General features: G+C 66.6%; 18 protein-coding genes. 12 read left to right on the forward strand and 6 right to left on the reverse strand.

Going from position 1 to position 19,284, the window contains the following annotated elements; all coding sequences use genetic code 11:
- The first annotated feature begins 79 nt into the window (after window positions 1–79).
- The 4 genes from NMQ03_RS11865 (at window position 80) to NMQ03_RS11880 (ending at window position 4,431) form a co-directional block, all read left to right on the forward strand.
- Window positions 80–538 (forward strand): pyridoxamine 5'-phosphate oxidase family protein, encoded by a 459-nt coding sequence (locus NMQ03_RS11865; protein ID WP_255172372.1) that lies wholly within the window; start codon window positions 80–82, stop codon window positions 536–538.
- Window positions 539–590: 52 nt separating this feature from the next.
- A complete protein-coding gene (locus NMQ03_RS11870) occupies window positions 591–1,451 on the forward strand; it encodes a universal stress protein (protein ID WP_255172373.1) in 861 nt (286 codons plus the stop codon).
- Window positions 1,452–1,475: 24 nt separating this feature from the next.
- The gene (locus NMQ03_RS11875; RefSeq protein ID WP_255172374.1) at window positions 1,476–3,923 is read left to right on the forward strand and encodes an HAD-IC family P-type ATPase; all 2,448 of its coding nucleotides are present in this window, start codon (window positions 1,476–1,478) and stop codon (window positions 3,921–3,923) included.
- Window positions 3,924–4,008: 85 nt separating this feature from the next.
- Window positions 4,009–4,431, forward strand: coding sequence for an Hsp20/alpha crystallin family protein (locus tag NMQ03_RS11880; RefSeq protein ID WP_255172375.1), 423 nt, complete (start codon window positions 4,009–4,011; stop codon window positions 4,429–4,431).
- A 51-nt stretch (window positions 4,432–4,482) separates the two neighbouring features.
- On the opposite strand, the gene ppsA is transcribed toward NMQ03_RS11880, so the two are convergent.
- The 4 genes from ppsA to NMQ03_RS11900 form a co-directional block, all read right to left on the reverse strand.
- On the reverse strand, window positions 4,483–6,900 hold the full coding sequence (ppsA, locus tag NMQ03_RS11885) for a phosphoenolpyruvate synthase (RefSeq protein ID WP_255172376.1): 2,418 nt from the start codon (window positions 6,898–6,900) through the stop codon (window positions 4,483–4,485).
- A 47-nt stretch (window positions 6,901–6,947) separates the two neighbouring features.
- A complete protein-coding gene (locus tag NMQ03_RS11890) occupies window positions 6,948–9,503 on the reverse strand; it encodes a cation-transporting P-type ATPase (RefSeq protein ID WP_255172377.1) in 2,556 nt (851 codons plus the stop codon).
- Window positions 9,500–9,961 carry a universal stress protein gene (locus tag NMQ03_RS11895; protein WP_255172378.1) on the reverse strand — a complete coding sequence of 154 codons (462 nt, stop codon included), beginning with the start codon at window positions 9,959–9,961 and terminating at the stop codon, window positions 9,500–9,502. Before NMQ03_RS11895 ends, NMQ03_RS11890 begins: the two co-directional genes overlap by 4 nt.
- Before the next feature lie 77 nt (window positions 9,962–10,038).
- On the reverse strand, window positions 10,039–12,018 hold the full coding sequence (locus NMQ03_RS11900) for a heavy metal translocating P-type ATPase (RefSeq protein ID WP_255172379.1): 1,980 nt from the start codon (window positions 12,016–12,018) through the stop codon (window positions 10,039–10,041).
- A gap of 188 nt (window positions 12,019–12,206) precedes the next feature.
- On the opposite strand from NMQ03_RS11900, the gene NMQ03_RS11905 reads away from it, so the two are divergent.
- Both NMQ03_RS11905 and NMQ03_RS11910 read left to right on the forward strand, forming a co-directional pair.
- Window positions 12,207–12,575 carry a DUF5655 domain-containing protein gene (locus NMQ03_RS11905; RefSeq protein ID WP_255172380.1) on the forward strand — a complete coding sequence of 123 codons (369 nt, stop codon included), beginning with the start codon at window positions 12,207–12,209 and terminating at the stop codon, window positions 12,573–12,575.
- A gap of 65 nt (window positions 12,576–12,640) precedes the next feature.
- Window positions 12,641–13,111: a GyrI-like domain-containing protein gene (locus tag NMQ03_RS11910; RefSeq protein WP_159631844.1), complete on the forward strand. Its 471-nt coding sequence runs from the start codon at window positions 12,641–12,643 to the stop codon at window positions 13,109–13,111.
- Window positions 13,112–13,213: 102 nt separating this feature from the next.
- Here the strand turns inward: NMQ03_RS11910 and NMQ03_RS11915 are convergent, their stop codons facing one another.
- Window positions 13,214–13,567, reverse strand: coding sequence for a hypothetical protein (locus tag NMQ03_RS11915; RefSeq protein ID WP_255172381.1), 354 nt, complete (start codon window positions 13,565–13,567; stop codon window positions 13,214–13,216).
- 177 nt (window positions 13,568–13,744) lie between these two features.
- On the opposite strand from NMQ03_RS11915, the gene NMQ03_RS11920 reads away from it, so the two are divergent.
- Entirely contained in the window at window positions 13,745–14,494 is a 750-nt protein-coding gene (locus NMQ03_RS11920) for a DUF4386 family protein (RefSeq protein ID WP_255172382.1), read from the forward strand.
- Between the two features lie 184 nt (window positions 14,495–14,678).
- Window positions 14,679–14,951, forward strand: coding sequence for a YegP family protein (locus NMQ03_RS11925; RefSeq protein WP_255172383.1), 273 nt, complete (start codon window positions 14,679–14,681; stop codon window positions 14,949–14,951).
- Window positions 14,952–15,069: 118 nt separating this feature from the next.
- Here NMQ03_RS11925 and NMQ03_RS11930 read toward each other — a convergent pair whose 3' ends face one another.
- Window positions 15,070–16,527, reverse strand: coding sequence for a DUF5129 domain-containing protein (locus NMQ03_RS11930; RefSeq protein ID WP_255172384.1), 1,458 nt, complete (start codon window positions 16,525–16,527; stop codon window positions 15,070–15,072).
- 103 nt (window positions 16,528–16,630) lie between these two features.
- Between NMQ03_RS11930 and NMQ03_RS11935 the strand changes: the two genes are divergently transcribed.
- From NMQ03_RS11935 to NMQ03_RS11950, 4 genes are read left to right on the forward strand one after another with little or no spacing between them, the layout of a single operon-like run.
- Entirely contained in the window at window positions 16,631–17,482 is an 852-nt protein-coding gene (locus NMQ03_RS11935; protein WP_255172385.1) for a universal stress protein, read from the forward strand.
- Between the two features lie 59 nt (window positions 17,483–17,541).
- Window positions 17,542–18,072: a hypothetical protein gene (locus NMQ03_RS11940; protein ID WP_159631840.1), complete on the forward strand. Its 531-nt coding sequence runs from the start codon at window positions 17,542–17,544 to the stop codon at window positions 18,070–18,072.
- Window positions 18,069–18,263, forward strand: a complete 195-nt coding sequence (locus tag NMQ03_RS11945; RefSeq protein ID WP_159631839.1) for a hypothetical protein — start codon at window positions 18,069–18,071, stop codon at window positions 18,261–18,263. Before NMQ03_RS11940 ends, NMQ03_RS11945 begins: the two co-directional genes overlap by 4 nt.
- A gap of 51 nt (window positions 18,264–18,314) precedes the next feature.
- Window positions 18,315–19,184: a restriction endonuclease gene (locus NMQ03_RS11950; RefSeq protein WP_255172386.1), complete on the forward strand. Its 870-nt coding sequence runs from the start codon at window positions 18,315–18,317 to the stop codon at window positions 19,182–19,184.
- Window positions 19,185–19,284: the final 100 nt, after the last annotated feature.

A 19,284-nucleotide genomic window follows, 5' to 3' on the forward strand; every position in this document is an offset into this window, starting at 1 on the left:
TGAGCTTGTTAATTCGGGGCAGGCGCGCGCGGGACCTTCTTCCCTATCCGTGGCGGGTAAGCGGCCCTAGGCTACGGCCATGAACAGCGCAGCGACAGAACCGGAAATCAAGGAACTCGGCGTCCACGATTGCTGGCGATACCTCAGGTCAACTTCCCTTTGCAGGATTGCCTTCACCGATGGCGTCACCGTGGAGAACTACCCGGTGAATTTTGTCCCCACCAACGGCACATTGCTCATCCGCACCGGCGAAGGAACAAAGCTCGCTTCCCTGACCGACCGGAAGGCTGTAACCGTCGAGGCGGACGGAATGAACCAGTACGGCACCATCGCCTGGAGCGTCGTCCTGAAGGGCCATGCCATGGTGGTGTCCGATGAGGAGGAGATCCGGGATGCCATGGAGGCAGGCCTCTCCCCCTGGCAGCCGGGTCAAAAAAACATCCTGATCCGGATCACGCCGGAGGAGATGACCGGCCGGAGGTTCGTGATCGCAGCTCCGACCCATTGGTGGCCGCCGCGCGAGCCCGCCGCAGACTAGCCCACCAGCCCGACCTGACACCCCTCACCAGAACCCCAAAGGATGGTTTCCCATGGCACCTGCCAAGCCAATCGCCGTCGGCATCTCTGACACTGCGGCGTCCAATGCCGCCCTGTTGTGGGCAGCAGCCCGGGCCAACCGGCTCAAGTGCCCCCTCGCCGTCGTGAACGTTGTCGACGACCGCTGGATGGCGGCAGAAGTGCTTCCCTACCTTGAAGTCCTGCGCGAATCAGGCCTGGGCCTGCTGAAGGAGGCCGGCGAAAAAGCCGTCGCCGCCGAACCCGGCCTGCAGATTTCGCTCCAGCTCCTCGAAGGAGGGGTGGGGGCGGCACTGGGCGACTATTCCAGGAACGCCTCCATGCTTGTCCTGGGCACCAGCGGGCACAACCGCGGTGCACTGACGGACCGCGCGCTGCAGGCGGCTGCCACGGCTGAGTGCCCCGTTGCTGTCATCAGTGAGGGCCAGGCGGAGGGCCGCGGCATCCTGGTTGGCGTGGATGGGTCGCGTGAGTCAACCCAGGCAGTGGCATTCGCGGCGGCCGAAGCTGACGCGCTCGGCGAGGAACTGACGATCCTCTACGCTTTCACCGGCCCCAACCGGTGGATCGCGGCCGGGCTCCCGCAGAGCAGCTTTGCCACCCATGTGGTCGAGGAAGAGCAGATCGTGCTCTCCGAAACAGAGGCGGGACTCCGGCAGGACTACCCGGACCTTGTGGTGCACACCGTGATGGAAACCGTGCTGGAGCCGGCGGACGCCCTGCTCCGGACTGCCGCAGGCGCCCGGCTGCTGGTCCTGGGCAGCCGCGGAAAGGGCGGCTTCGAGAGACTCGTGCTGGGTTCCACGGCGCACGCGGTGCTGACCCAGCCACCGTGCCCCACCGTGATCACCCGCATGCACAAGCACAACGGCTGACCGGGCCTGCTGCCTGGCCGCACCATGTCACCAGCTGGGGAAAGCGGGACGCCGGTCCCGGGGGTGGACCTGCGCCATGCCCGGGACGGGCTTTCCACGGCCGAAGTACGCGAACGGACCGCTGCCGGTCGCATCAACAGCGTGCCCACGGCAACCAGCAGGAGCGTCGGTGAAATCGTCCAGGCCAACGTGTTCACCCTCTTCAACGGCGTGGTGGGAGGGTGCTTCATCCTGCTCCTGGTCCTTGGCCAGTGGCGTGATGCGCTCTTCGGCCTGTCAGCCGTCAGCAATTCGCTGATCGGCATCATCCAGGAGTACCGGGCCAAGCGGTCGCTCGACCAGCTGGCCATTTTGCAGGCTGCCCGGAGCACTGTGGTCAGGAACGGGGCCAGGGAAAGTATTTCTTCGGACGAACTGGTGCCGGACGACCTCGTTGTCCTCAACGCCGGAGACCAGGTCACGGCGGACCTGTTGCTGCTGGGCGAAAGCCCGCTTGAGGTGGACGAATCCCTGCTGACCGGCGAATCCGAGCCCGTCCCCAAGCAGGACGGGGCCGTACTGCTGTCCGGTTCACTGATCCTGGCGGGAAACGGGCAAGCCAGCGTGCTCCGGGTTGGACCTGAAACCTCCGCTTACCGGCTGGCCGCCGAGGCACGGCGGTTCTCCCTGGTCACGTCGGAGATCCGCAGGAGCCTGGAAAAAGTCTTCACCGTCATCACCTGGCTGCTCCTGCCCGTCGCCTTGCTGCTCACGAATGCGCAGATGCAGGACCAGGGCGGTTGGGCCGGAGCGATGGGATCGGGACGGTGGGTACCTGCGGTCGTGGGAGCTGTCGCCGGCATCATGGCCATGATTCCGCTTGGCCTGCTGCTGATGACCAGTGTGGCATTTGCCGTCGGCGGCCTCCGCCTTGCCCGCCAGAAAGTCCTGATCCAGGAACTCGCCGCCGTGGAAGTACTGGCACGGGTGGACGTCCTCTGCCTGGATAAAACGGGCACACTGTCCTCCGGCTCCATGGTCTTCGATGCCGTCCACGACACCGGGGACGGCCGCGCAGGCGGGTGGCGGAGGGCGGTGGAGTGGTTTGGCGCCAGTCCGGACGCCAGCAGTACCGCTGCCGCGATCGGGGCAGCGTTTCCTGCCCAAATTCCGCTCACGGAGCAGGATTCAATCCCGTTTTCCTCCGCCCGGAAGTGGAGTTCGGTGACGTTCGCGCCGGAATCCGCCGCTCCGGGCACGTGGGTCCTCGGAGCCCCCGACGCGGTGCTCGGCTCCCCTGGCTGCGGGAAAGCACACGGCAGGGCGGTGGCCCTGGCATCCACCGGGCTGAGGACGCTGGTACTGGCACATTTTCCGGGACCGCTGGCGCCGGACGCCGCAAAGGTGGACCTGCCGCCGGAGCTGGTGCCGGTCCTGCTGCTCACCTTCCGGGAAAGCATTCGCGCCGACGCAGCGAAAACGCTGGACTACTTCCGCCGGCAGGGGGTTACCGTCAAGATCATCTCCGGTGACGATCCCCGGACGGTGGCAGCACTGGCCCGCGGGGTGGGCTTTGGAACCGGGGCTGCCTATGACGCCCGCACACTGCCCCGGAACCCACTCCAACTGGAGGAGACCGTGGAAGCCTGCAACCTCTTCGGAAGCGTGACGCCATCCCAGAAGCGTGACTTGGTCCAGGCCCTGAAGCGGCGGGGGCATACCGTGGCAATGACCGGGGACGGGGTGAACGACGTCCTGGCCCTCAAGGAGGCGGACCTGGGCATCGCCATGGACTCGGCGTCGCCTGCGACCAAGGCCGTGGCCCGCATGGTCCTCCTGGACGGCCGCTTCGAAAGGCTGCCGGCGGTGGTGGACGAGGGGCGCCGCGCCATCAGCAACATTGAGCGCGTCTCCCTGGTCTTCCTGAGCAAGACCGTCTATGCAACGGTCATCTCCGTGGTCACCGGCATCCTGTTGCTGGCCTTTCCGTTCCTGCCGCGGCAGCTGTCCGCCCTGGACGGACTGACCATCGGCCTGCCGGCGTTCTTCCTGGCCCTGCAGCCAGGCGGCCAGCGTTACGCCGCCGGGTTCCTGCGGCGTTCCCTCGCCTTCGCGGTCCCGGCAGGAATCTGCACGGCCCTGTGCGTCCTGGCGGTCAGCGCGTATGGGCAGTTATGGGGCGGACACAGCCTTGCGTCCGCGCAGTCGGCGGCCACTGTGACCCTGGGCCTGGTGGCGGCGTGGATCCTGGTGATGGCATCGCGTCCCCTCAACTGGACCAAGGTGCTGATCCTCGCCGGAATGTACGCGGGCCTGGTCCTGCTGTTCACCGTGCCGTTGACGCAGGAATTCTTCCGCGTGGACTGGCCCCCGGCCGGCCTGCTGGTCCCCGCGGTTGCAGTGGCCGCGGCAGGATGCGCGGCCATCGAAATCATTGGCCGTCTGACACGCCGCCGGCCCGCGGCCGCCGATGGACCGGGCTGGGACCTTTGACTCTGGAACCGGCATCACGGGAAGGGGATGGTGGAAATGCCGGGCACCGCGATGGTCCGGTATCCAGATGAGCAGGAGGCAAAGAATGACTGACCTGATGAAATGGTTCGAAAGCCGCCGTTCCCCGATGGATGTCATCGAGAGGCTTTTCGAAGGCGACGTGGGTTCCTCGGCCATTCGGGTTGAGGAGATGGTGGACGGCAACACGCTCGTGGTGCGCGCCGAACTGCCCGGCATCGATCCGGAGAAGGACGTCGACGTGACGGTTACGGACGGCGTGCTGTCCATCAAGGCGGAGCGGCAGGAGAAGACGGAGCAAAAGGACAAGGACAGCTACCGGTCCGAGTTCCGGTACGGATCCTTTGTCCGGCGGATTCCCCTTCCCAGCGGCGTCCAGCAGGGTGACGTCACCGCCTCCTACAAGGACGGCCTCCTTGAAGTCCGGGCACCCATGCCGGACCAGGGACAGGCGGCCGCGGCGTCGAAGATCCCCATCAGCAGGGGTTGAGGACAGTCAGGGTACGACGCCGGTGCCTGGCCCTGTGACGGGCCAGGCACTTTATTGCCCCTTGGCCAAGGCGGCCTCCGCCGCCGCAATGACGGGCAGCGTTTTTACGTACGTATCAGGGTTCAGGGACACCGAATCGATTCCCTGGCTGACCAGGAACTCCGCCAGGTCCGGATGGTTGCTGGGCCCCTGACCGCAGATGCCGATTTTGATGCCGGCGGCGTGGGCCTTGCTGATCGCCTGGGCAATCATGGACATCACCGCCGGGTCCCGCTCATCGAACAGTCCGGCAAGCTCCTCCGAGTCCCGGTCCACGCCAAGCACCAGCTGTGTGAGGTCGTTGGACCCGATGGAAAAGCCGTCAAAGCGCTTGGCGAATTCCTCCGCCAGAACCACGTTGGCAGGGATCTCGCACATCATGTACAGCTGCAGCCCGTCCACGCCGCGCACCAGGCCGTGCTCTTCCATGGCCTGGATGACCTTGTCCGCTTCACGCACCGTGCGGCAGAAGGGAACCATGACGATGACGTTGGCGAACCCGGCCTGTTCCCGTACCCGTTTGAGGGCCTTGCACTCCAGGGCGAACCCCTCCCGGTAGTGGCTGCTGTAGTAGCGGGACGCCCCGCGGAACCCCAGCATGGGGTTCTCCTCCGGGCGCTCAAACGCGCTGCCGCCGATCAGGTGGCTGTATTCGTTGCTCTTGAAGTCGCTGAGCCGGACGATCACCGGCTTGGGGTGGAACGGAGCGGCGATCTTGGCGATTCCGGTAGCCAGCACGTCAATGAAGTACTCCTGCGGGTCCTGGTAGCCGCGGGTGAGCTGCCGGATCAGCGCCGCCTCATCCGGGTCAACCACCCTTTCAGGGTGGACCAGGGCCATGGGGTGGATGCGGACCAGGTTGTTGATGATGAACTCCATCCGGGCCAGGCCCACGCCTGCCGCGGGCAAACGCCACCATTTGAAGGCTGCCGCCGGGCTGGCGATGTTGATCATCACGTCCGTGCGGGTGGCCGGGAGGGCCTGCATGTCCACGTCTTCCACGGAGAACTCCAACAGCCCCTCATAGACGCGTCCCTCCTCGCCTTCCGCGCACGATAATGTGACCTGGACGCCGTCGGCAACCACCTCGGTGGCGTTACGGGTCCCCACGACGGCGGGCACACCCAGTTCGCGGCTGACGATGGCGGCGTGGCTGGTTGGGCCGCCATGGTCGGTGATGATGCCCGCGGCCCGCTTCATGATGGGCACCCAGTCCGGGTCAGTCATCCGGGTGACCAGCACGGAGCCATCAACAAATGATTCGATGTCCTTCGCATCCTGGACCACACATGCCCGGCCCCTGGCGATGGAGTCGCCGATCGCGGCGCCGGTGACCAGGACCGGGCCCGGTTGCACAAGATGATAGGTGCGGAAGGTGGACGTGCTCCGGCGGGCCTGCACCGTCTCCGGCCTTGCCTGGACCATGAAAAGCTCTCCGGTCACCCCGTCCTTGGCCCACTCCATGTCCATCGGCCGCCCGTAATGGTCCTCCACCGCAACGGCCCAGCGGGCCAGCAGGACCACTTCCCGGTCATCCAGCACCAGCGAGCGCTGCTCCCGCTCGGTGGTTTCGACGGTCCTGGTCCGTGCATCCCCGCCCTGGCTGTAGACCATTTTTCGTTCCTTGGCCCCCAACTCCCGCTCGATGACGGGGCTGAAGCGCCGGTCTGCCAGGAGTGGCTTGAACACCTGGAATTTGTCGGGATTGATAGTCCCCTGGACCACCGTCTCCCCCAGTCCCCAGGCGGCGCTGATGACCACCACGCCGGGAAAACCGGACTCGGTGTCGATCGAGAACATCACCCCTGATGCGCCAAGGTCCGAGCGGACCATCCGCTGCACGCCCACCGAGAGGGCAACGTCCAAGTGCCCGTAACCCTTCATTTCCCGGTAGCTGATGGCCCGGTCCGTGAACAGGGAAGCGTAGCAGCGCCGGCACGCGTCGAGGACCCCGCGCTCCCCGGCCACATTGAGGAAAGTTTCCTGCTGCCCGGCGAAGCTGGCATCCGGCAGGTCCTCGGCCGTGGCGCTGCTGCGGACCGCAACGGAAGCCTGGGCCTGCCCGGCGCGGCGGCAGAGGGTCCGGTAGTGCTCCTGGATGTCAGCCGCGATGCTTTGGGGGAAGGTTGCCTGCAGGAACAGTTCACGGATCGCTGCCCCCGCCTGGCGCAGCGTAATGGTCCCCGCGCGCTGTTCCTCCATGTACTGCTTGATCCGGGGCTCCAGGTTATTGGCAGCAAGGAAGGCGCGGTAGGCGGCGGCCGTGGTGGCGAAGCCTTCGGGAACCCTGACGCCGGCGGATTTCAGTGCCCGGCTCAGCTCCCCAAGGGACGCATTCTTGCCTCCCACGGAGGGGATGTCCGCGATTCCTGTATCTTCGATCCACTTGACGCTGATGTCGGCCAGGAAGGTTTCTGCGGCGGCAGTCATGGCTCGATTGTGGCCTCCGGCCAACGGGCCAGGCAGAGTCTTTGGTCCTAGCTCCGCCGCAGCCGCCTCCGGGCCGCTTTGTGGATCCAGTCAGCGACGAGAACGGCCGGGACCGCGAGGAGTGCGATCTGGAATCCTATCGGGGCAGGTGGTGCCTGGCCCAGCAATTCGGCGAGGTAGGGCACGAACAGGCACACCGCCAGGATGGCCAGTTCAGCCAGCACGGCCCACACCAGGAGCTTGTTGGTGCCCCACCCCAGTGTCCAGGGCGGCAGGCTGGCACTGCGGCAGGCAAAAGCGTTGGCGAGCTGCCCCAGGACGACGGCGGTGAAGGCGGCACCGGAGGCAGCCATCAGGAGCCCTGTGTCCGGGACCTGTCCCCGGCTCCAGCCACCCGCAAAAAGGACGGCCGAAAATGCTGACATCTCCATAAACGCCTCCACGGGACCGAGGACGGCGAATACCCGGATCATCAGTTGCCGGTCCATCAGGTGGCGGCGCTCGGGGGCCCTGGCCAGGATGCGTTGCCCTGGCCGTTCGGCTCCGAGGGCCAGCGCCGGCAGCAGGTCCGTCCCGATGTCCAGGGCCAGGATCTGCAGGACGCCCAGGGCAAGGGGGAACTGGCCGGTGGAAAGCGCCCAAATCACAAAGGGAGTAAGTTCCGCCACATTGTCGGTGAGGTGGTAAGTGAGGAACCGGTGGATATTCGCATAGGTTGCCCTGCCTTGTTCGATGGCCGCCACGATGGTGGCGAAATGGTCGTCCAGCAGGACCAGGTCGGATGCCTCCCGCGCGACGTCGGTTCCGCTCAGGCCCATGGCCACGCCGATATCGGCCTCACGAAGGGCGGGGCCGTCATTGACGCCGTCGCCGGTCATAGCCACGACATGGCCCCGGGCCTGCAGCGCCTTCGCCACCCGAAGCTTCTGTTCCGGCGATACCCTGCTGACCACGATGCCGTCGCGGTCCAGGAGCGCTCCAAGCATCTGCCCGTCATCCGGAAGGTCCGCGCCCTCCACCACGCATTCGGGAGCTCCGATCAGACCGATCTGCCGGGCAATTGCGGCCGCCGTGGCGGGATGGTCGCCGGTGATCATGGCGATTTTCAGGCCCGCCCGGCGGGCCGTTCGGATGACTTCGCTGACGTCCGGCCGCGGCGGGTCATGGAGTCCGATCAAGCCCAACAGCTCCATGCCCGATTCAAGGTCAGCGGCGGGAGCGGTCTGCCATGGACGGGGTGGACCGTCGAGCCCCCGCCGCGCCACCGCGATCACCCGTAGTCCCCGGGAAGCCATCTCCTCCACTTGGTCCTTGACCGCCGGGGGCACAAACTCGCAGAGGGGAAGCACGGTTTCCGGGGCGCCTTTGCAGAACAGGTGCGGCCCGGCGATCACGGATTCGCGCCGGCGCACGGGGTCGAACGGCAACCGGCGCGTAAGGGCCGGTTCGGTCCCGGTGCCAGTCAGCCTCCGCGCGAGGACGTCCAGTGCGGCTTCCATCGGGTCGCCGCGGGCACGCCATTGTCCGCCGTGCAGTTCAGCCCGGCCCTGCGACGCGGCACGCGCCGCCAGCGCCGCGTCAGCAGCCCTTAGCAGCCCCTGCCCCTTGATTTCCGCTTCCGGGGCATAGCCCTCACCTGTCACCAGGACGGACCCTTCGGTGGTATAGACCTCGACGGCGTTCATCCGGTTCTGCGTCAGGGTCCCGGTCTTGTCCGTGCAAATGAAGGTCGTGGAGCCCAGGGTTTCCACGGCCTCCAGGTTGCGGATCAGGGCATTGCGGGAGGCCATCCGCTGCGCCCCCATGGCCAAGGACAACGTAACGGTGGGCAGAAGGCCTTCCGGGACCAGGGCAACCGCAACTCCAATGGCGAACAGGAACGAATCGCGCCACTGAAACCCCACCAACAGCGATACCAGGAAAAAGAGAGCGGCAATGCCAAGCGCCACCACGGCGATGACCCGCACTATCCTGCGCAGCTCCAGCGACAGCGGAGTGGGTGGAGGAATAGCACCGCTGGTCAGGGCCGCTATCCCCGCCAGGCGGGTGTCACCGCCGGTTGCGGAGACCGCTGCCTCGGCGTCGCCATTGACCAGGAAGGTTCCGCCCCACGCGGAGTCGCCGCCGGCTTTCGGGACCGGCTCGCTCTCCCCGGTCAACATGGACTCATCCACGGCGCAGGCGGATGCTGAGAGAAGGACGACGTCGGCGGGAACCCGGTCACCGGCGTTGAGCAGCACCACGTCGCCGGTCACCAGCTCGCTCGCGTGGACTTTGCGCGCCCTGCCATCGCGCCGGACCATCACGTCGGCGGGCAGCAATCCGCGCAGCTTGGCCGCCGCATGCTGGGCACGTTCCTGCTGGATGTGGGCGAACACTCCGTTGACTATCACGACGACGACGATCGCCACCGCGAGCTGCGGCATGTCCGCGATGAAGGCCAGGCCGGCAGCGCACCACAGCATGAGGGCGAAGAAGTGCGTCATCTCCCCCCACAGCTTCCGCCATTGCGGGACCGGTTTTTCCCCGGGCAGCTGGTTGGGGCCAGTCTGCTCCAGGAGCTGCGCGGCCCGTTCAGAGCTCAGGCCCTCAGCGGTCCTCACACAGCGTCCGCCTCCTGCCCCACCAACAGCACCGGGCACTTGGAGTGGGCCGCGCAAGCCCTGCTGACCGAGCCCATCGACGACTTAAGCAGCCCGCCCTCGCCATGCCGTCCGACCACCAGCATCTGCGCCCGCCCGCTCTCCTCCACCAGCACCTTCGCCGGCGGCCCGAACTTGACGGTCACATCGATGTTCTCCGGCCGCTCCCCCGAAAAGGCCCGGCCCAGGGCATCCTCGACCAGCCGCCCTGCAGCATCCTCGAGCCTGGCGGTGAACTGCCGGTCCGCCCCTTCAAGGCGGGACATGACCAGGTAGTCCGGCATCCCGACGCATGAGATGACTTCGAGCCGGGTGCCCAGGCGGGCTGCCAGCGTGCCCGCGTAACGGAGGGCTGCGGAGGAGTATTCAGAACCGTCCACACCCACGATGACGGGCTTCGCCCCTGTTTCTGCGTTCATGGACACCACGATCCCGGCCCCGGGTTGCGGAGGGAAGGGCCGAAAGTCATGCCGGCCGGCCCCCGTCCCTGGCTGGCTCAGCCGGAAGCAACTGCCCTTGGCTGCGCTGCCGGTTTTCGGTCAACCCCGCTTTTCCGGTCAGCCCCATGCAATGCCCTCAGCCCGTTCAGGATGGTGGCCAGGTCCACGAGCTCCTGCAGGAGGGCGCCGGCGACGGCGGGAATGTATCCCGTCATGGCTATGGCCATCAGGACCAGGCTGAGTCCTATCCCGGTCCAGATACTCGCCAAAGCCACCGCCACTGTCCGTTTTCCGATGGCCACGGCCTGGGCCACCTTGGACACGTCGTCGAGCATGATCACAACGTCCGCCGATTCACTGGCCGCGGTGGCACCCTTGGCGCCCATTGCGATTCCCACGTCTGCCGCTGCAAGGACGGGGGCATCATTGACGCCGTCGCCCACCATCAGGACGGGCCGTTCCTGGATGCCGGCCACCGTGTTGACCTTGTCCTCGGGAAGGCATTCGGCCTGGACCCGGCCGATTCCCGCTTCCTCGGCGATGTGTGCAGCCGTAGCGTGGGCATCACCGGTCAGGAGCATGGTGTTCCGGACACCCAGGCTGTTCAGGCGGGCCAGGGTGTCCACGGCATTGCGGCGCAACGGGTCCTTCATGATCAGTGCACCGGCGTACTCGCCGTCCACCGCCACGTGGACAGCCAGCTGGCCGCTGCGCACGGCTGCCTCCCGGAATCCGGTTGATGAACTCCGCACCAGGCCTGCTTTCCCCACCACCACCCGCTGCCCGTCGCAGACGGCGTCCACGCCGTGGGTAGCGCTCTCCGTCGCCTGTTGCACCGTCACCAGTCCAAGGCCGGCGGCCTTGGCGGCTTCAATCACGGAGCCTGCGAGCACGTGCGAGGAGTACTGCTCAGCGGAGGCAGCCAACTGCAGGATCCTTCGGCTCCCCAGGGCTTCGCCGTAGCCCGGCGCCAGCTGGATCTCGTCCAGGACGGGGCGCCCTGACGTGAGCGTGCCGGTCTTGTCGAAGACCGCTGTTTGTGCCTTTGCAAGTTGCTCGAGGGTCCGGGTGTTCTTGATGATGATGCCTTTGTGGGCGGCCTGGCTCGTGCCGGCAAGAAAGGCCACCGGAGCGGCGATGAGGAGCGGGCAGGGCGTTGCCACCACCAGGACCTGGGCGAAACGGAGCGGCTCGCCGGACAGGAACCAGGCTGTTCCGGCCATCGCCAGCGCCAGGACGGTGAAGGGAACGGCGTAGCGGTCCGCCAGGCGGACCACCGGCGCGCGGCTGTTGGACGCCTTCTCCACCAAGGCGATGATCCGGCTGTATTGGGAATCGGCCGCGCTCGCCGTTGCACGCATGCGGATGGCGGCTACTCCGTTCACCGCGCCACTGAGCAGCGTTTGCCCCCTAGTGTGTTCCACCGGCAGGCTTTCGCCGGTGAGCGATGATTCGTCGAGGCTGGCGGAATCGGACAGCAGTTCGCCGTCAACAGGTACCAGCTCCGAAGGCCGGACCACCAGAACGTCGCCCGGGGCCACATCACCGATTGGCGTCTCCTCGAGTACAGCACCAGCCCCTTCACGGTGGGCAAAACGCGGGGCCCGGTCCAGCAGAGACCGCAGTTCACGCGCCGCACGTCCCTGGGCAAAGTTTTCCAGCGCTTCGCCGCCCGTGAGCATCAGGATCACCACCAGCGCGGCGAGATACTCGCCCACCACCACCGTGCTGGCGATCGCCATCAGGGCCAGGAGGTCGATCCCCCAGCGCCCCTCCCGCAACGACCGGACCATTCCGGCCGCCCGTACCACCACAATGACGGCCGCGTAGGCGGACGCGAGCACGCGGACCTGAAGTCCCAGATTGAACTGCAGCAGCACCAAACTGGCCACGAGCACCAGGAAGGTCAGGGCGACGACGGGATACCGCCTGACGAAGCCCCGGGCCTTTTCGACGGGCGAGCCGGCAGGTTCCTCGTCGTCAAAGCTGCCGGCACTCCCACCGGTTCCCGCAGACGGGGCGGCCTGCTTCCTCATCCGTGACACTTCGACACGGGATGGAAACGGTCATCGCACATAGAGCCGAACCTACCCTGATCCTGTCAACCGGGGTAGGGCATTTGGCCCCGCCCACCCCTACGGCATGACTTTTGGCACTCCCCCGGTGCCGGGTCCCGGGAGAGAGTTGAAGGCACCCTGATCCTTACGCACACCCGGAGCCCACCATGAATGCTGCGCCTTGGACGGTGGAGCGGTTTTTCGACGGCGACCCGGCGGCCCTGGGGCTTTACCAGGCTGCGGAACGGATGGCATCGGAACTGGGTCCCCATGAGGTCCGGGTCAGCAAGAGCCAGGTCTCTTTTCGCCGGCGCCGCGGGTACGCCTACCTCTGGCGGCCGGGGGTCTACGTCAAATCCGCGGTTCCACTGGTGCTGTCCCTTGCCTTGCCCCGCACCTTGGACTCACCGCGCTTCAAGCAGGTCGTCCAACCGGCACCCGGAACCTGGATGCACCACCTGGAGCTCACAGACGGCAGGCAGCTCGATCCCGAGGTCCGCGGCTGGATGCTTGAAGCGTACGAGGCGGCCGGCTGATCAGGGGTGGGCCCCAGGGCCCTATGGCCCTGTCACTTCCCAGCGCGGATGGCAAGGCTGATGGCATGACTGAAAATGGCCAGCAGCCGCAAAAGATCCACATCACCGAACAACCCGTCGCCGTGGTCCGCGAACGTGTTCCCATGGACGCACTGACCGGTTTCTTCGGCCGGGCCTTTGGTGCCGTCATGGCCGCGGTCCAGATGCAGGGCGCCAGCCCGGCCGGCCCGCCGTTTGCGCTGTACCACGGCATGCCGGGCGAAACGGTGGACGTTGAAGCCGGGTTCCCCGTCGCCGGAAATTTCCACGGCACCGGTGAGGTGGCCAGCAGCACGCTTCCCGATACGGATGCCTTCGAAGCCATCCACACCGGCCCCTACGACACCCTGGGCACCACGTACGATGCGATCAGGAAGAGCATTGAAGCCGACGGCGCTTCCCCTGCGGACTCCATGTGGGAGTACTACCTGACCGATCCGGAACAGCAACCGGACCCTGCCACCTGGCAAACAAGGGTGGTCTGGCCGGTCGCCTGAGGCCCGGATCAGGCGAACCAGAACCGGCCCGGATCAGGCGAACCAGAACCGGCCGGAATCGTGGCTACCATGGAAACCCCCGGTTACCGCCAAGCACAGCGGTCAGGACCCCCGGCGACGGCTGTAGGTCACATCCCAAGGCTGCGTGCCGCGGCTGGTTTCCAACCATCCGTCCCGGACGATCTCCTGCCGCAGCCGGGTAAGGCTCGCCTCCAGGCCAGGTGCCCACGCCTCCTCGGGAGGCGTTCGGTTCAGGGGCGGCCCAGGGAACGTATCGCCGGTATAGAGCCGCCGGCCGTCCTCCGCCTTTCCCACGAACCGCAGCTGTGTCCGCCCGTACTGTGAGCCAAGTGTGTACAGGATCCGCGCCCACCATTTCACGGATGCAGCATCCTCCAGCTCTATTCGCAGCCGCTCCTCCGTGCCGTGGCCTGAATGGGGGCCATTTGTCGCCATCTCTGCCTCCTGGTGCGGGACCATGGTTCAATTCAGCAAGCTTCCCAGACCCCGCTGCAGGGCCAAGGGTCCTTGGTCACGGAACACGGAAGAACCTGAAGCCCGGTCGGGCCCAAAGGCACTATCCGGCCCGCGGGTCGGGTAGCAGAGTCGGGGCATGACCAGGAACCGTCCCTCATGACTGGCAGTCCGGGCGTCCGGCGCACGCCAGGGGCCGCCGGTGCTGCCGTCCAGGCCGGCGACCACCACGGCTGGAAGCTCCTCTACCTTGTGGCGGGCGCGTCGTCCATCCTGTTTGTGCTTCTGCTGATAGCGGCCCTGGTGCTCGACTTCATGGCTCCCCCTCCCGTTCACGGCGGAGCCGCCACCCTTGACTTCATTGCGTCGAACAAGGCGGGCTATGTGGCCGAGCAAATCCTGTGGATCCTCCCGAACATCTTCCCGGTCCTTGTTTTTACTGCCCTCTTCGTTGCCCTCTCGGCCTTCCGGAAGAGCTTGCCCCTGATGGCGCTGGTCGTCGGCGCCCTCCCTTGGGCGCTGCTGCTTGCCGTTCCGGTCAGCAGCCGCGGCTCCCTCAACCTGGTCTATCTCAGCGACCGCTTCGTGGCCGCCGGGACCGAGGAGGAACGCAGGACCTATGCCACCGCCGCCGAAGCCATCATCGCCGAAAACAACACCCCGGCCATCGTCGGCGTCCTCTCCGCCCTTGGGATCCTGCTGATGGGACTGGCCATGCTCACGTCCGGCAAGGCAACCTTCCCGCGGTACCTGGCGTGGCTGGGCATTGCCACTGGCGCACTGGGGGTGGTCAGCGAGCTCCTTCGCCACGCAGCTCCCGGCTTCTATTGGGGGTACGGCATTTTGCTGTGGGTGTGGTTCATTGCCACCGGAGTTGCGTTGATCCGTTTGTCGCGCGTAGCGGCCTGACTCCCCCGGGCACCTGCGATCAGGGACCTTGGTCCCTAAAAGTGGGGAGGTGGCCTCTGAGATGGTGGTTTAGGTCGAAAGGCGCACCACGATGGGGTAGTGCGCCCTGGGTTTTGCCGTGCCGTTTCCGGCATGGCATGCAGCCTCACCACTGGAGGCAGGACGATTGAGGAGAACAAGGCTTATGGCAGGTACGTTCGAACTGTTTGTCGATGATGATTCACAGATTCGGTTCCGGCTTGTGATGCCCGATGGACATGTGCTGGCGGTTTCCGGACAGTTCACGGACAAGCATGCGGCGGCCGCCGCCATCGAGGAGGTACGGGAATGTGCAGGCACCGGCCTGATCCAGGACGTAGCGCCGCCGCCGCCGAACGTTCTCCTCGCTCCCCCGCAGCACCCGCACTACACCGTCCGCCGCGGGACCCGCAGACTCAACTCCCTCGGCGCCGCCTAGGTCCGGGCTGTAAAGGCCGACGGCGGAACCCGCCGTCCAGGCCATGCATTCAGCCAGTGGGGCACGTCCAACGACGGGCCCCACTGCTGTGTCCGCAGCGCCGTGTGCGCCCGCTGCGCTAGAAGCCTGATGAGCTGCCGGAGCCGGAAAAGCTGCCGCCGCTGCTGCCGTATCCGGTGGTGCTGCCGCCGCCCCTGGCGGAATTGACGCTGCTGACCCCGGTATTGAAGCCGGAGTTGAACGTGGCCACGGAGAAGAACGTGTAGGACGGGTACACCGTGCCAAGGATGCTCGGTTCGTAAGTCCGCTGCCTGCGGTGGTCCGTGCCCTCATGGGCCGTCTCCATTTGTTCGCGCATCAGGCGTGCCTCGCGGTCATTCCTGGCAAATCCCTGGATGACCGTTTCGGCATGGTTCTCCAACAGCTCCGAGAGCCGGGAACGCGCCGCATAGAGACGGTCCAGGGCCTCTTCCGGGCTAATCCGCCGGTCGGCCAGTTCAGCGGTCCACCGCTCAATCTCCCGCAGGCTTTCGTCGCGGAAGGACCGCAGTGCCGCAGCCGTTGCCGAGTCCCCCTGCCCGTGGCGTTTGGCCAGGAGCTGCTCCAATCCGGCCAGGTCCTTGCGGAACGGGGCCAACTGCCGGTCCCAGGCAGTGGGCCAGGTGTCGGCGCGGTTCAGGAAGGCGTTGCTGTCCGCGATGACGTCATCCAGGGCATCCAGCTCGGCGGCACTGTCCGCGAACTGCCGGGCAAGCTTGAGGTTCTTCCGGCTGCTCAAGGCCCGCCTGCCCAGTGCGTGCACCTGGTTGGAAAGCTGCGTAACGGCGGCATAGCGGCTAAGGAACGTGCGGTGTTTCTCCAGGACCTGGCTGCCGTAGCGGGATGATTCGGGAATGGTGCCGGCATTCAGTTCCGTGACGTCCAGGTCCATGCTGACGTTGGAGTAGCTGCGATCCCCGCGTTCAATCTGCTTTCGGCATCCGGTCCTGGTCACGGCACGGACAATCAGCCATGCGGCCGCGCCCAGGGCCGCGGTTCCCGCGGTGACCCAGGCGGTAACCAGGAAGGCCGCGGAGCGGTACCAGGGCTGGTTGATGAGCTCTGCGCCGCGGCTGATGCCGGCCACGGTGCCGTCCGTCCACTGGGCGTCGCGGAAAAGTTCCTTGGACGCGTCCTGGATGTCGCTGCGCTGCTCGAGCGACACCTTCCGGTCCTCGCCCATGTACGTCCCCACATGCCGGCCCACGGGGTCGAGCGCGAAGATGAACAGTCCGTCAGCCCATTTTTGGCCGTCCGGGCTGATCCACTCCGGATGCCTGGACCGCGCGAATTTCAGGACCTCTTCATTGAGGTTGTCCTCCGCCTTGCCGTTGTAAGTGAAGACGGCAACGCGGGTGGGCTCGTAGAACTGGATCCGTTCGACGGCGGGCACCAGGGTGTTCTGGTCGAGCACCCCTGCCGTGTCCTCCACAATGACGGCTGCCGGCACCACAGCGGTGCCCGGCGCCGCCGCCCCCACCAGCAGGGCAGCCAGGGCGAGCACCATCAACACGATCCGGCGCACCATGCTGCCCATGTCCCTCCCCACTGCCTAGAATCAGGATGAAACCAAGGAGCAGGCCGGCCAAAGGGCCGAAGGTCCCGCCGGTGAAGATCATGGCGGTCAGGAGCGCTGAGACGTGACGCAGGAGTCAGGGTCCATTGTGGCCGGTTATGACGGGTCGGATGAGGCTGCCGCCGCCGTCCGCTGGGCGGCGCGCTGCGCACACGCCACCAACCGCTCCCTCCGTGTGGTGCACTGTTCGCTGTGGCCGCTGCTGACCCGGCACCTCGGTCCGGTCCCTGGCGTGTCTGGTAGCGGCCTGGAACAGTCGGCCAGGTCCATCCTCGAGGACGGCGTGGCGGTGGCCACCGCGGAGGTACCCGGGCTTCAGGTCAGGAGCACCCTGCTGCACGGATTGCCGGCGCAGCATCTGGCCGAAATTTCCGCAGGTGAACGGATGCTCGTGGTGGGCAGCCGCGGCCTGGGCGGCTTCCTTGGCCTCCTGGTGGGCTCCGTGAGCCTGGAACTGGCAGCCACCGCCACCTGCCCTGTTGCCGTGATCCGGCCGGAGCTCCACCCGGACGGTCCCGTCGTCGTTGCCGTCGATGCCTCGGGTTCCCCGGGAGCACTGGATGATGCATGCGGCCTGGCGTCGGCATGGCAGGCACCCCTCAAGGTGGTCCACGTCCGGCACGAGCCCGCAGGCTATCAACTGCCTGAAGGACAGGGCGCCGCCGCTGAAGCCCAGGAAATCCTGGCGTCGGCAGTGAACCGCGCAACTGCCAAAGCGCCCCTTGTGCGGGTGGACGGTGAAGTGCTTGCGGACACCTCGGTCCCCCACGCCATCCTCAAAGCCGCAGGGGAAGCCAGGATGGTTGTGGTTGGTTCCCAGGGCCGCGGCATCCTCAGGGAGACCATCGGCTCAACTGCACACGCCGTTTTGCACCACGCCCGCGGACCTGTCCTCATTTCACGGCACGGCGGCTGATGCAGCGGACTGCGGGTGTCGGCCCGGCTGCCGGCCGCGCTGCGGCCTAAGCTGGTCGGGTGACCCCTGTTCCCTCCCCCGGCCCGTTGGATGTCGTGGTCCATTCCGGCCCGGCGGACTGGTGGGTCATCCTGGCCGGCCTCGGACCCCTGGCGGTCCTCATCGCCGCGTTGCTGGCCTTTTACATCAACTGGCGCACGCTCAAGCAGCGCACGGCGGCCGACAAAACAGCGCTGGAGCAGAAGCGCGAGGCCGACGCCAACGCCCTTCAGCAAAAGACCGAGTCGGACAGCCGGGCCGAGTGGTGGCGACGGACCCAGTGGGCGCTGGACCGGGCACTCGATCCCGATGAAGGGACCAAGGCGCTGGGGCTGGCGACCCTGGAAGTCCTGGCCCGGAGCGAACTGGCCCGCAACGAGGAGCTCGAGCTGTTCGACATCGCCTGGAAGAGCGTGTCCGGAGACGAGAACGGCGATGAGCCTGAGCCTGACGCCGGCTCCGGGCAGGAATCGGCCTTCGTGGACGACCGGGGCAACTTAGGCGAGAATGGAACGACGGATGAAGACAGTACCAAGGAGGTTGGACCATGAGCGCAACGTCGCCTGAACACCGGTTTGTCCACGCTCCCCGGAACAGCGCTGCCAAGCCCGCCACGAAAAAGGCCTCACCTGCCGAGCACCGTGTCCAGGTTGCCGCCGCACGGCTGCGCGTCACCCTGGATGAACGCCTGGGGCGCGAGACGCCCGCAAAGACCAAGGCACTGGCCAAGGAACCGATCTAACCCGCCTTCAGGGCTTGGGGGTCGACGACGCGTGGCGGGGTTTGATGGACAGTGGCTGCAGTAATTCTCCGCTGCGACGCCGACACGCTGCGTCGCTGGAACTACCGTGCCGCCGTCGCGCAGGTATCCGGGTCCGGAACCTTCCTGGACCGCTGGCACACCGGCTTCCGTCCTGACGTCAGTCCGGGAACCGAGGCCTGGCTCCTCCTGGAGGGAAGCAATGACGCCGCGAGCGGCCTGATCGGCCACGGGTTCGTGACGTCCGAGCCGTACCAGGCTGCCGCCGGTGTGGAGGCCGTCTCCCTTGGCTGGTTCTTCGCGCTGGCTTTGGATTCACTCCTGCCGCTCGGCGAGCAGATCCGTCCCGGCATCCTGGTCGGCGCCCTCCCCAACGGCCTGCGCGCCAGCCTGAAGGACCCGTCCGTGGTGACCCTGCCGCCGTCGTCCGTGCCTGTACTGCGCCGGCTGTGGCGGGACCACGGGCCGTCGACGGCGGACCCTGCGCAGGTGGCGGGCGGAACCTTCCCGCCGGACGCCGTCAGCACCATCCAGGTGAACCGCTACGAGCGGGATGCCGATGCGCGCCGGGCCTGCCTGGCCTTCCATGGCACGTCGTGCGCCTCCTGCGGCTTCTCATTCGAGTCCGTCTACGGCGGGGCGGGGACAGGGGTGATGGGCGTCCACCACCTGGCTCCCCCAGCGATGCTTGACGGCCCTTATCAGCTTGACCCCATTGCCGACCTCGTTCCGCTCTGCCACAACTGCCATGCCGTGGCGCACAGCGCAAGCCCGCCGCTGACCGTGACCGAACTCCGAAGCATCATCTCCGCGGTAAGCCATGTGAAGGGTGAGGTGGTCACGGAGGTGGCACTCCGGGCGCAGGAGGATGCACGGCGGATCCTCGATGGCGGCCAGGCGTAGGTTCCATGAGCTGGCGGTAAAATTGCAGGGATGACGTTGGCCGCCCGTTCCGCCGGGGCGTTGCCCTTTGCGCGGAAAGCCCGCAGTGTAATGCGCCGCG

The organism is Arthrobacter sp. DNA4, assembly GCF_024362385.1.
Lineage (GTDB): Bacteria > Actinomycetota > Actinomycetes > Actinomycetales > Micrococcaceae > Arthrobacter.

Coding starts and splice junctions, on each gene's coding strand:
- NMQ03_RS11895 (WP_255172378.1), bottom strand. CDS start 9,961: ATGAACGCAGAAACAGGGGCGAAGCCCGTCATCGTGGGTGTGGACGGT.
- NMQ03_RS11905 (WP_255172380.1), top strand. CDS start 12,207: ATGAATGCTGCGCCTTGGACGGTGGAGCGGTTTTTCGACGGCGACCCG.
- NMQ03_RS11945 (WP_159631839.1), top strand. CDS start 18,069: ATGAGCGCAACGTCGCCTGAACACCGGTTTGTCCACGCTCCCCGGAAC.
- NMQ03_RS11925 (WP_255172383.1), top strand. CDS start 14,679: ATGGCAGGTACGTTCGAACTGTTTGTCGATGATGATTCACAGATTCGG.
- NMQ03_RS11880 (WP_255172375.1), top strand. CDS start 4,009: ATGACTGACCTGATGAAATGGTTCGAAAGCCGCCGTTCCCCGATGGAT.
- NMQ03_RS11920 (WP_255172382.1), top strand. CDS start 13,745: ATGACTGGCAGTCCGGGCGTCCGGCGCACGCCAGGGGCCGCCGGTGCT.
- NMQ03_RS11865 (WP_255172372.1), top strand. CDS start 80: ATGAACAGCGCAGCGACAGAACCGGAAATCAAGGAACTCGGCGTCCAC.
- NMQ03_RS11915 (WP_255172381.1), bottom strand. CDS start 13,567: ATGGCGACAAATGGCCCCCATTCAGGCCACGGCACGGAGGAGCGGCTG.
- NMQ03_RS11900 (WP_255172379.1), bottom strand. CDS start 12,018: ATGAGGAAGCAGGCCGCCCCGTCTGCGGGAACCGGTGGGAGTGCCGGC.
- ppsA (WP_255172376.1), bottom strand. CDS start 6,900: ATGACTGCCGCCGCAGAAACCTTCCTGGCCGACATCAGCGTCAAGTGG.
- NMQ03_RS11870 (WP_255172373.1), top strand. CDS start 591: ATGGCACCTGCCAAGCCAATCGCCGTCGGCATCTCTGACACTGCGGCG.
- NMQ03_RS11930 (WP_255172384.1), bottom strand. CDS start 16,527: ATGGGCAGCATGGTGCGCCGGATCGTGTTGATGGTGCTCGCCCTGGCT.
- NMQ03_RS11875 (WP_255172374.1), top strand. CDS start 1,476: ATGTCACCAGCTGGGGAAAGCGGGACGCCGGTCCCGGGGGTGGACCTG.
- NMQ03_RS11910 (WP_159631844.1), top strand. CDS start 12,641: ATGACTGAAAATGGCCAGCAGCCGCAAAAGATCCACATCACCGAACAA.